This is a genomic window from Actinophytocola sp., assembly GCF_035762905.1.
GTDB lineage: Bacteria > Actinomycetota > Actinomycetes > Mycobacteriales > Pseudonocardiaceae > DASYTH01.
Window position 1 is genome coordinate 1 of sequence record NZ_DASUCC010000143.1, and the last position, 10,574, is coordinate 10,574.

At 70.7% G+C, this 10,574-nt stretch carries 13 protein-coding genes; 9 read left to right on the top strand and 4 right to left on the bottom strand.

Annotated features, from left to right (window positions below):
• On the bottom strand, positions 1–745 hold a 745-nt coding region (locus VFV67_RS30295), incomplete at its 3' end, for a type I restriction endonuclease (RefSeq protein WP_326474103.1).
• 157 nt (positions 746–902) lie between these two features.
• Here VFV67_RS30295 and VFV67_RS30300 point away from each other — a divergent pair.
• Positions 903–1,829 carry an aldo/keto reductase gene (locus VFV67_RS30300; protein WP_326474104.1) on the top strand — a complete coding sequence of 309 codons (927 nt, stop codon included), beginning with the start codon at positions 903–905 and terminating at the stop codon, positions 1,827–1,829.
• On the opposite strand, the gene VFV67_RS30305 is transcribed toward VFV67_RS30300, so the two are convergent.
• Together VFV67_RS30305 and VFV67_RS30310 are read right to left on the bottom strand one after the other, a co-directional pair.
• Positions 1,830–2,051, bottom strand: coding sequence for a hypothetical protein (locus VFV67_RS30305; RefSeq protein WP_326474105.1), 222 nt, complete (start codon positions 2,049–2,051; stop codon positions 1,830–1,832).
• 105 nt (positions 2,052–2,156) lie between these two features.
• Positions 2,157–3,278 carry a hypothetical protein gene (locus VFV67_RS30310; RefSeq protein ID WP_326474106.1) on the bottom strand — a complete coding sequence of 374 codons (1,122 nt, stop codon included), beginning with the start codon at positions 3,276–3,278 and terminating at the stop codon, positions 2,157–2,159.
• A gap of 348 nt (positions 3,279–3,626) precedes the next feature.
• Between VFV67_RS30310 and VFV67_RS30315 the strand changes: the two genes are divergently transcribed.
• The 7 genes from VFV67_RS30315 (at position 3,627) to VFV67_RS30345 (ending at position 8,741) form a co-directional block, all read left to right on the top strand.
• Positions 3,627–4,067: a hypothetical protein gene (locus tag VFV67_RS30315; protein WP_326474107.1), complete on the top strand. Its 441-nt coding sequence runs from the start codon at positions 3,627–3,629 to the stop codon at positions 4,065–4,067.
• A 164-nt stretch (positions 4,068–4,231) separates the two neighbouring features.
• Positions 4,232–4,768 (top strand): YbaB/EbfC family nucleoid-associated protein, encoded by a 537-nt coding sequence (locus VFV67_RS30320; RefSeq protein WP_326474108.1) that lies wholly within the window; start codon positions 4,232–4,234, stop codon positions 4,766–4,768.
• Between the two features lie 19 nt (positions 4,769–4,787).
• Entirely contained in the window at positions 4,788–5,093 is a 306-nt protein-coding gene (locus VFV67_RS30325) for a type VII secretion target (RefSeq protein ID WP_326474109.1), read from the top strand.
• Positions 5,090–6,772 carry a glycohydrolase toxin TNT-related protein gene (locus tag VFV67_RS30330; RefSeq protein WP_326474110.1) on the top strand — a complete coding sequence of 561 codons (1,683 nt, stop codon included), beginning with the start codon at positions 5,090–5,092 and terminating at the stop codon, positions 6,770–6,772. The genes VFV67_RS30325 and VFV67_RS30330 overlap by 4 nt, the downstream gene beginning before the upstream one ends.
• On the top strand, positions 6,769–7,020 hold the full coding sequence (locus VFV67_RS30335) for a hypothetical protein (RefSeq protein ID WP_326474111.1): 252 nt from the start codon (positions 6,769–6,771) through the stop codon (positions 7,018–7,020). The genes VFV67_RS30330 and VFV67_RS30335 overlap by 4 nt, the downstream gene beginning before the upstream one ends.
• 72 nt (positions 7,021–7,092) lie before the next feature.
• Positions 7,093–7,653 (top strand): hypothetical protein, encoded by a 561-nt coding sequence (locus tag VFV67_RS30340; protein ID WP_326474112.1) that lies wholly within the window; start codon positions 7,093–7,095, stop codon positions 7,651–7,653.
• A gap of 122 nt (positions 7,654–7,775) precedes the next feature.
• Positions 7,776–8,741: a TIGR03557 family F420-dependent LLM class oxidoreductase gene (locus VFV67_RS30345; protein ID WP_326474113.1), complete on the top strand. Its 966-nt coding sequence runs from the start codon at positions 7,776–7,778 to the stop codon at positions 8,739–8,741.
• Positions 8,742–8,766: 25 nt separating this feature from the next.
• On the opposite strand, the gene VFV67_RS30350 is transcribed toward VFV67_RS30345, so the two are convergent.
• Positions 8,767–9,435, bottom strand: coding sequence for a class I SAM-dependent methyltransferase (locus tag VFV67_RS30350; protein ID WP_326474114.1), 669 nt, complete (start codon positions 9,433–9,435; stop codon positions 8,767–8,769).
• Positions 9,436–9,514: 79 nt separating this feature from the next.
• Here VFV67_RS30350 and VFV67_RS30355 point away from each other — a divergent pair, with 79 nt between their 5' ends.
• A complete protein-coding gene (locus tag VFV67_RS30355) occupies positions 9,515–10,426 on the top strand; it encodes an AraC family transcriptional regulator (RefSeq protein WP_326474115.1) in 912 nt (303 codons plus the stop codon).
• Positions 10,427–10,574 lie beyond the last annotated feature (148 nt).

Consider the following 10,574-nt stretch of genomic DNA (forward strand, 5'->3'; position numbering starts at 1 on the left):
AACCGGTTGTGACGCTGACGAAGGAATCCGGTCCGCCCAGGGCGTTCTTCAGCCGGTCGTTGACCTGTTCGTTCAAGAACTGGCGGGCGGCCTTCTGTACGAGCGGGAGAAACTGATCACGGATCCGCTGCGTGAACGAGCCATCGTAGACGCGTGTCGTCAGGAACCGGACCCATTCGTCCTCCGGCTGCTTGAACTGGGCCGCCAGGACGCGCTTGAGCTGTCCGATGTACTTCAGTTCACCGGCGGCACTGATCACCGAGTCGAGATCGAAGGACTCCTTGGTCAGCTTGGCCAACTCGGGCAGCAGGGTGTCGTCGATGTCCGAGAAGTTCAACACCAGGAAGGGTTTGGCGTCCATCCGATTGGGAACGTCGAGGTCCGTGTAGAAATGGTAGGTCTCACCGTTGGTCAGGATCGCGATTCTGGCGTTCGTGACAGCGAAGTACCGGAACAACTGGGAAGCGTGCTCGATACGGAGCGGGTCGTTGATCTTCTTTACCTCGACCAGCACCTGCACCTGTCCGTCATGGGCGATGGCGTAGTCGATCTTCTCGCCCCTTTTCAGGCCGACGTCGGCCGTGAACTCGGGGATGACCTCGCTCGGGTTGAAGACGTCGTAGCCGAGCACCGTACTGATGAACGGCATGACGAAGGCGTTCTTCGTCGCCTCTTCCGTCTCGATGCTGGCCTTGTGCTTTCGAATCTTCAGCGCGAGTGCCTGCGCACGCTCCGCGATCTCCATGCCGACGCCTCCTCGAGCCGGGCAGCAGCGCCCGCCGATGCTGCGGGAGGTACGTCGGTGACAACCGAGGTGGCGTTACGAATTTACGTCGACCTCGCGGGTCATCGGGTGCGGCGGTTCGTGGCTCTGTGGGACGCTCCGGTTCGGAGGTGTGCTGATGCGGGTGGGTGTGGGGTTGGCTTCGTTGGGGCGGCCGGCGTACATCAATGTGGGGCGGGCTGAGGCGTTGCCGGGGGAGCGGTCGGTGGGGGCGATGCGGGCGGCTTGTTGGAGTGTGCTCGATGCCGCGTATGCGCGGGGGGTGCGGTGGGTGGATGTGGCGCGGTCGTACGGGTTGGCGGAGGAGTTTCTGGCGGGGTGGATGGGGGAGCGTGGGGTGGCGGATGTGACGGTGTCGAGCAAGTGGGGGTATGCCTACACCGGGGAGTGGCGGACCGACGCGGAGGTGCACGAGGTCAAGGAGCACTCGCTGGCGCGGTTTCGCGCGCAGTGGGCGGAAAGCCGGGCGTTGCTGGGTGGGCGGATCGCGCTGTATCAGGTGCATTCGCTGACTGTGGACAGTCCGTTGTTCGGCGACGAGGCGCTGCTGGCGGCGCTGGCCGGGTTGGCGGAGGGAGGGATGCGGGTCGGGTTCTCCACGTCGGGACCGGCGCAGGCGGAGGTCGTCGACCGGGGGTTGGCGTTGCGGGTGGCCGGGCGGCCGGTGTTCACCGCGGTGCAGTCCACATGGAACGTTCTTGAGCCGTCGGTGGGTCCGGCGCTGCGGCGGGCGCGCGAGGCGGGGATTCACGTGCTGGTCAAGGAAACGCTGGCCAACGGACGGCTGGCGGTGACGCCGCCGGCCGAACTGGCCGGGATCGCCGACCGGCACGGGGTGACCCCGGACGCGGTCGCGATCGCCGCGGCGCTGGCGCAACCGTGGGCCGACACCGTGCTGCTCGGTCCGGCCAGCACGGCCCAACTGGCCAGCAACCTCGCCGCCGCGGACCTCACCCTCACCCGGGCGGACCTGGACCGGCTCAACGGCCTGGCCGAGCCCGCGGCCGGGTACTGGGCGACCAGGCAGGCGCTGGCCTGGCACTGATCAGGTGGCGCGGTTCCGGCGGACGAGGTGGATGACGACGGCGACCGCCAGCCACACGGCGCCGATCACCAGCACCCACAGCGAGGGCGCCCCGATGGTCAACGACCATTCGCTGGTGAAGACCTCGTCGAGGAGCGTCGCCACGCCGACGCCCACCAGCCCGAGCAGCACCACGGCCACCGGCCACCGAACCGCCCGCCACAGCGATTGCTCTTGCGCCATCACGGTCTCCTTCCGGCAATGGACACTGTGGACGGTCCGGCCCGCGCCGGTGCTTCGCTGACAGTATGGCTGGTTCCGGGCGCACCCGCGGTACTGGCTGCCGGCTCAGCGTTGGGTGAAGGTGACCGCGCCGCCGGCGCCGGGTGAGCCGTTGCCGCCGGGGTTGCCGGAGGAGCCGAAGAAGCCGCCGAGGCCCGGCTGGCCGTTCGGGCCGTAGGGGTAGCCGGAGCCGCCGAAGCCACCCCAGCCACCGGCACCGCCAGGTCCGGCATGGCCGGCGCTGCCGCCGTTCCCGCCGCTCCCGCCGCTGCTGTCGTACTGGATGCGGCCGATGTCGTAGCCGGCCGGGTAGGTCACCCGGATGGCTCCGGCGTTTCCGCCGGATCCGCCGGTGCCGCCGTCACCGCCGCGACCGCCCTCGCCGCCGTTCCCACCGGGGCCACCGGGCGCGCCCGGCCACTGACCGGTGTAGCAGTACCAGTACTGGTCGCCGCCGGGGCCGCCGTCACCGCCACTCCCGCCGAAGCCGCCCGCGCCGCCGCTGCCACCGGCTCCGCCGTTGCCGCCCCGGCTGATCAGCCGGTAGGAGTCGGCGGAGCCGTCCGGGATGTCCAGCGAGATGTCGGTGCCCGAGTCGGCCCGCGCACCGTCCCCGCCGCGGCCGCCGGAGTCGCCGCGGTCGCCGTTGCTGCCCTGGCCACCGGGACTTCCGGCGCAGAAGAACGGATCCGTGCCGTCGGTGCCGCGCGAGCCGGAATATCCCGAGTTGCCCCAGAACCCGTTGGATCCGGAGTTGCCGCCCGGAGCGTCGTGCGCGCTGGTGTCGATGGTGATCACGTCGAGAACGCCGGCCTGGTCCGGCCGCGTCCCGGCCACCGGGTACAGCGCCAGCCGGTGGCCGTTCCCGTTGACCCGCAGCGCGCCGCCGGTGAACACCAGCTCGCGGGCGATGATCGTGGTGTCGCCGGTCAGCTCGACGGTGCCGGGCAACCGCAGCGTGGCGGCGAGCACCTGCCCGCGGAGCGGTCCCGCCACGGTCGTCTCCTTGTCCGGCAGTGCGGCCAGTTCCGCGGCGAGCTCGGCCCGCCAGTCCGGGCCGGCCGCGACGATCCGGTCGGCCAGGGTCTGGCCGGGTGCCGCGGTCGCTGGTGCCGGGGCGACCACCGCAAGTCCGGCGGTCAGCGCGACGGCGGCAAGGGGGCGCACGTAGCGAGCGGGGTGACGCATGACCGGCTCCAATGATCGGAAACGACTATTTTGCCGGTCACACTGTGCCCGACCACGCGCACCGCCCGCATCTTCCATCCAGCCCCTCCGGGTCGCCCCTCGGCACTGGACGCGGAACCCGCCGCGCTCACCGGATCGCATTGTTGTCACTTTATCTGTCACCGAAATTGCCGGCAGTGGAATGCGTACAGTGGCTTTCTGATCACGGAGCAAATTTGTGTTCCGCGTGGCGGTACACGCGCTTGCGCGATTCAATTCTGCGGGCGAGAGTGACTGAACCCGGGTATTCTAGTGTCCATTGATGACAGGAGAATTCGCATGTCCTCGACCAAAAATCGGATCCGTTCGGTGCCGATTGTCGCCGTGCTCGGCGCGGGTGCGCTTGCCCTCGTGCTCACTCCGGCGCTGACCGCCTCCGCCGCCGCCAAGGCGCCGTCCTGCAGCAACGCCACGCTGAAGGGGACCTACACCTTCGCGTCCGGCGGCTGGACGGTCGCCGGCGGCAGTACCACCCCGTTCGCCCTGGCCGGAGTGGAACACTACGACGGCGCGGGCAATATCGCCGGTGTCGTCACCACCAGCATCAACGGTGTGATCATCCCGGGCACCCCGAACACGGGCACCTATCAGATCAACGCCGATTGCACCGGAACGGCGGCCTTCACCAACTCCGGCGTCACTACCCATTTCGACATCTACGTGTCCCCGGACGGCGACGAGTTCCAGTTCGTCGGAACCGACCCCGGTGCCGTCACCTCGGCAACCGAAATCCGGGTCTCCCGGCGGTAGCGCACCATCCACGGGCCGGGCGGCGGGGCGTTCCCCGCCGCCCGTGCCCGGTAGCGGCTGCAAATACCGAGGGGAAAGTGCATCGGGCCGGAGCGGGGTGCGGCATACTCCCTGCCGACCGTCGGATCAGACGGTCGGGGCGGAGTCTGGACTGGAGATGCGTGGTGAGTGAGCCCTCGTTCGGTGGCGACGGGTATCAGACCGAGCTGGAGGTGCGCCGGTGGGCGGCCGCCGTTGAGGCCAAAGCCCAGCGGTATCAGGTGATGCAGGCGCAGGTCGGTGAGGTGACGGTGACCGAGACGTCGCCGGACGAGCTGGTCGAGGTGACGGTGGCGTCCAGCGGGCTGGTCACCGACCTGCGGATCAGCGACCGGAGCCGGGAGAAGTCCGGGGCGGAGCTGGCGGCGCTGGTGCTGGCCACCATGCGCCGGGCGCAGGCGCGCATCACCGACAAGGTCGCCGACGTCATGCAGCGCACGGTCGGCGACGACCCGGCGACGGTGGCCAGCATGGTGGCCTCCTACCGGCAGCGGTTCCCGGAGCCCGAGCCCGAGCCCGAGCCGCCGGCCCCGGACGACGAGCTGCGGCTGGGCGATCAGCCGGTCGACGAGCCGCCGCCGCCACCACCCCCGGCCCGGGAGCCTCGGCACCGGCGCACGGACGACGAGGACGACGACGGACCTTCGACGGTGTTCAGCTGACGGCAAGAGGGAGATGACGGTGTCCGAGGGATACGGCGTCCTGGTCGGCGAGATCCGGGCGCACGCGGCACGGCTGGACACGCTGCACCGGCAGCTGGTCACCGCGTTCGAAGCCGCCAACCATGTGCATCTGGGGACGGCCGCATACGGCCAGATCTGCCAGTTCTTCGTGCCGATCGTGCAGGCGGTCAGCCGGCCGGGAGTCGAGGCGATCTCCCAGGCAGCCGACACGATGTCGGCCACCGCGGGCGGCGTGCGCGACACGGCGAGCAGCTACGAGGGCTTCGACCAGGCCGCCGGCCGGACCTTCGGCGGTGTGCGATGACCAACCCGCTGCTCGCCGAACGGCAGGACTCCACCCGGGGCTACACCGGCATCGGCATCGCCGAGTCCGCGGTGGACATCTACAACGGGGTGCAGAACGGCTCCTGGGTCGAGGGCGGTCTCGGGGTGCTCGGCACCGGCCTGGAGATGCTTTCCCTCGCCCTCGATCCGATCGGCACGCTCGGGCAGTACGCGGTGTCCTGGCTGATCGAGCAGATCCGGCCGCTGCGCGAGGCGCTGAACTGGCTGGCCGGCGACGCCGATCAGATCGCCGCCTACGCGGCCACCTGGAACAACGTGTCGCGGTCCGTCGCCGACACCGGCCAGCAGCTCCGCACCGAGGTGGAGACCGGCACCTCGGCCTGGCACGGCCGGGCGGCCGACGCCTACCGGGCCAACACCGGCCAGCAGGGCGAGCACATCACCGCGGCGGCGACCGCGGCGGCCACCATCGGCACGGTCACCGAGGCGGTCGGCATGTTGGTCGGCGCGATCCGCGGGATCGTGCGGGACCTGGTCGCCGAGTGCATCTCCACGCTGCTGATCCGGATCCCGCAGTGGCTCGCCGAGTTGGGCCTCACCCTCGGCTTCGCCACCCCGCACGTGGTGTCCGCGGCGGCCGCGCTGATCGCGAAGTGGGTCGGTCGGATCAGCGACGTGATCACCAAGCTGGTCCGGTCGCTGGAGAAGCTGCGCCCGATCATGGCCCGGCTCGGCGAGATCTGGGAGGCGATCAAGAACGGGTTGCGCCAGCTGCGCACCCGACCGCACGGCCCGGACGCCCCGCACACCCCGGACCCGGTCCGAATGTCCGATGTGGACGCTCCGACCCCGACCACGCCGTCGGCCACCACGCCGAGCTCCACCGGCGTGGACACGCCCGGAACGACCGGAACTCCGACCACGCCGGGGAGCACGACACCGACCGGCACGACCGGCAGCCCGACCACGCCGACCGGAACGACCGGCACCCCGACCACGCCGGGGAGCACGACGCCGACCGGCACGACCGGCACCGACGTGCCCCCGGCCCGCACCGATCCCACGCCAACCGACCCGACCCCGGTCCCGCCGCCCCGGGACTACGATGCGACCGGCCGGACCATCCCGACCAACCAGCTCCAGCATCCGCACGCCGACCTGCTCGACCAGAACCTGCTGCGGGACGCCGCGAACAACCCCAACCGGGTGAGCGACGCGCTCAGCCCGGGCGTACCGAAGGACCATCCCGCAGTGCAGGACATGATCCCGGGCAGCTACGACCCGCACGGCGGGCTCGGCCAGGACTCCTGGAACGCGCAGTACTGGCCGACCGGCCGGACCGACGCGCGGGGCAACCCGGAGCTGGTGTGGCCGGACCCGCAGGCGCATCCGCAGGGGTTCAGCTCGCCGGAGAGCCGCACCCCTACCGTGATGACCCCCGGACAGCAGTTCGACCGGTTCGGTCCGGGGTTCGGCCAGTTCGGCTCGCCGGTCGGCACCCCGTTCCCGGACCGGGCGCTGCCGCCGGGCAGCCTGGACGCCGGGTACCACCGCTACGAGGTGGTCCGGCCGATCCCCGTGTGGGAGGGCTCGATCGCCCCGGCCATGGGCCAGCCGGGCGGAGGCGTGCAGTATTACTTGCCGACCTCCATCGTTGACCTGGTCAACGCCGGCTACCTGAAGGAGATCCCGCTGTGAACCTGGCCGAGCTGGCCGATGCGGTCGCGCGGATCGGCGTCCCGTCCGAGCTGGTCGTCCTGGGCGGCCACGCCGAGTACTGCTGGTGCGTCGAGCAGGCCGAGGACGGCGCCTGGGAGGTGTTCTGGCAGGAGCGCGGCAACAAGAACAACCTGGTCCGACTGCCCACCGAGGACACCGCCTGCCACCAACTGCTCGGCCGGCTCACCTACAGCCAGCTCCTGGCCGGCGCGATCCACGGCCCGTAGCTCGGTTGACCGGACCGCGTGCCGTGCGCGACGGTGAGATGGGCACGGGATCTCACCGGGAAGGGGCGCGGGATGCTGTACATGTTCGGGTTCGACCGGCTCGGCGTGGTGGTCGGGGATCTGTACTTCGTCGACCCGAATCCGCAGAAGGGGCAGGAAGGCGCCGAGCACGGGGTCCGGCTGGAGCTGCGGCTGCTCGACCGGGGCGAGCTGAAGGGCTCGATCTACTCCGCGCAGCCGATCGAGGTCGGCCGGCCGGTGTGGCGGGCCGACCTGCTTGAGTCGGTCGACGGGCAGCCGGGCAGCTTCGACCGCACGCACCATCATCCGGTGTTCAGCGAATGGAACCCGAGCAGCCGGGTGTTCGTCCGCGAGCTGTCCGCCGATCCGCTCGGCTGGCTGGCCGGAAAGCTCGCGGATCTGGACGGCCTGCTGGCCGAGGGCGGCTTCCCGGCGGACACCGCCGGTCCGGACGACGCGGCCGATCTTCGTGCCGCCGCACCGGAGATCGTGGACGCGACCCGCAGGCTGCTCGACCGGGTGCAGGCCGGCGAGCTCGGCCGCCCGCCGCGCACCGCAGCGCCGGCCGGGGCCGATGGCGAACCCGAGCTGGTCCGGTCCGGCTGGCTCTGACCACTCCGTCCGTCCGCAGCTGCGGTGTTACGTGGGACTGGTGGCCGGCGGGATTGGAACCGGCGTCCGGGGGTAGCCGGGGGCATCATGAGCGGCCGAGCGGGAGCGAACAGGAGAACACAGTGAGGTATGGCTACTTCCTGTCCTGTGAGGAGTTCGGGCCGCGGGAGCTGGTTCGGCAGGCGAAGCTGGCCGAGCAGGCCGGGTTCGAGGCGTTGTGGATCTCCGATCACTTCCATCCGTGGAACGACGCGCAGGGCAACAGCCCGTTCGTGTGGTCGGTGATCGGTGCGCTGTCCGAGGCGACCCGGCTGCCGGTGACCACCGCGGTGACCTGCCCGACGGTGCGGATCCATCCGGCGGTGATCGCGCAGGCGGCGGCGACGGCCGCGGTGCAGCACGAGGGCCGGTTCGTGCTGGGGGTGGGCAGCGGGGAGGCGCTCAACGAGCACATCTTCGGCGATGCCTGGCCGCCGGCCGGGATCCGGCTGGACATGCTGGAGGAGGCGGTGGAGGTGATCCGGGTCCTGCAGCGGGGCAAGGAGATCACCCATCACGGCCGGTACTACACCGTGCAGAACGCCCGGATCTACACGGTTCCGGAGCGGCCGGTGCCGATCTACGTGTCCGGGTTCGGGCCGAAGGCGGCGCGGCTGGCCGGCCGGATCGGCGACGGGTTCGTGTGCACCAGCCCGGATGCCGACCTGGTGCGGATGTTCCGGGAGGCCGGTGGCGGGGACAAGCCGGCCCAGGCCGGGTTCAAGGTCTGTCACGCGCGCACCGCCGACGACGGTCTGGCCACCGCGCATCGGTTGTGGCCCAACATGATGCTGCCCGGCGAGCTGTCCCAGGTGCTGCCGACGCCGCGGCACTTCGAGCAGGCCTCGCGGCTGGTCGCCCGGGACGGGATGGCCGGCGCGCTGCCCTGCGGACCGGACCCGAAGTCCTATCTGGACACCATGCGCGAGTACGTCGACGCCGGGTTCGACGAGGTCTACGTCAACCAGATCGGCCCGGACCAGGACGAGTTCTTCCGGTTCTGGGAACGGGAGATCCGCCCGGCGATCCCGCAACTCACGTCCGCCTGACCGGAAACCCGTCCGTAGCGCCGGGTCACCGGGGGCGGGCCACCTCGATGCCGATGGTGCCGCCGAGGCGCAGGGTCTTGGTGCGGGTCGGTTCCACGGTGAAGCCGGCCGCGGCGATCCGCTTGGGCACGGCGTCGCCGATGTTGTCGTGCAGGTGCTCGTGCATTTGGCGGCCGGTGCCGATCCGCCGGTGCGCGTGGTGATCGTGGCCGTCGCGCACCACGTCGGCCAGGATCAGCACGCCGTCGGGCCGCAGCACCCGGCGTACCTCGGCGAGCATGGCGTCCTTCGACGCGGTGTCCAGGTGGTGCAGCATCAGGCTGGAGAAGACCAGGTCGAACGAGCCGTCCGGGTAGGGCAGTTCCTGGGCGAACCCGCGGTCGAGCCGCATCACGTGGCGGCCCCGCCGGGCCTTGCGCCGGGCCCGGGCCAGCGCCTTCGGATCCGGGTCGAGGCCGACCAGTTCGACGTCGCGATGGCGCTTTCCGGTGGACCGCAACAGGTTCCCGGTGCCGCAGCCGACGTCGAGAACCCGGTGCCCGGCCCGCAACCCGGCCAGCGTGATCATCTCCTGGTGGATCGGCGCCAGCCCGAACAGGTGGTGCACCACGTCGTAGAACGGCAGCAGAAAGTGCTTGCCCAGGCCCGGGAGGTAGTCCCGCTCGTTCGGCGGATGCGACGTTCTTTCGGTCATGAGGACATTGTGACCACACTTTGAACTGCGGGTCTGTACCGATCCGTGGTAAGAGTGGGACGATTCGACGGTGCGGACCATGCGGAAGTTGCCGAGCGGCGACGGGCCGGCGGTCTACTCGATGCTGCCGGTGCCCGGTGAGCTGCCGGTGGGTGTCTGGCGGCTGGAGCACGGCGGGCAGATCCATGGCTCGGTCGAGGAGCACGCGCACGACTTCCCCGGCCTGGCGTACTTCCAGACCGGCGGCGGGCTGCTGCGCACCGGCCGGCGGGCCTGGCCGATCGAGGCAGGCGACCTGTTCGTGATCGCCCCCGGCGACGTGATGGGCCGGGTCCACGCCGCCGACCTGGCCGGCAGCCACGGCTGGGGCGTGTTCTTCACCGCCGACGTGCTCGGCCCGGACGTCCCCGGTGCCAACCTGGCCTGGCGCACGCACCCGCTGCTGTTCCCGTTCGTCCGCGGCGGGGCGATCGGCGCGCTGCGGCTGCGGGTGCCCGAACCGGACCGGCCCGAATGGGATGCCCGCGTCCAGGCCCTCGACGAGGAGCTGACGCACCGGCGGGACGGCTACCGGGAGGCCGTGCTGGCCCACCTGGTGCTGCTGCTGGTCGGGGTGTCCCGGCTCGCCGCCGACGTGGTCGGCGACCTGCGCGAGAACTCCGAACCGCTGCTCGCCGAGGTGTTCGAGGTGATCGAGCAGCGCTATTCGCAACCGCTGTCGCTGCGCGACGTGGCCGCCGCGGTCAGCATCTCCCCGGGACACCTCACCTCGACGGTGCGCCGCCGCACCGGCCGCACCGTGCAGGAGTGGATCACCGAGCGGCGCATGGTCCAGGCCCGGCGGCTGCTCACCGCCACCGAGCTGCCGATCGGCGAGGTCGGCCGGCGGGTGGGGTTCCCGGACGCCGGTTACTTCGCCCGCATCTTCGGCCGGGTGCACGGCATGAGCCCCGGCCGGTGGCGAACCGCGGAGTCCACTGTGGATGGTTGACGGGGCACTAGTAGTACTTTGTTAGGTGTTGGCGTGTCGAGTTGATCGTCCATTGTGGATTCTGGTTGGCTGCTGGTTGTGACGCCGGATCAGATCGGGCAGGTGGGTCCTCGGCTGGCGGGGTTTGCCGAGCGGATGTTGGGTGGGC

Bases quoted from the DNA above. Each gene is read 5' to 3' on its own strand.
- VFV67_RS30340 (WP_326474112.1), top strand. From the start codon at position 7,093: ATGCTGTACATGTTCGGGTTCGACCGGCTCGGCGTGGTGGTCGGGGAT.
- VFV67_RS30300 (WP_326474104.1), top strand. From the start codon at position 903: ATGCGGGTGGGTGTGGGGTTGGCTTCGTTGGGGCGGCCGGCGTACATC.
- VFV67_RS30310 (WP_326474106.1), bottom strand. From the start codon at position 3,278: ATGCGTCACCCCGCTCGCTACGTGCGCCCCCTTGCCGCCGTCGCGCTG.
- VFV67_RS30350 (WP_326474114.1), bottom strand. From the start codon at position 9,435: ATGACCGAAAGAACGTCGCATCCGCCGAACGAGCGGGACTACCTCCCG.
- VFV67_RS30330 (WP_326474110.1), top strand. From the start codon at position 5,090: ATGACCAACCCGCTGCTCGCCGAACGGCAGGACTCCACCCGGGGCTAC.
- VFV67_RS30355 (WP_326474115.1), top strand. From the start codon at position 9,515: ATGCGGAAGTTGCCGAGCGGCGACGGGCCGGCGGTCTACTCGATGCTG.
- VFV67_RS30305 (WP_326474105.1), bottom strand. From the start codon at position 2,051: ATGGCGCAAGAGCAATCGCTGTGGCGGGCGGTTCGGTGGCCGGTGGCC.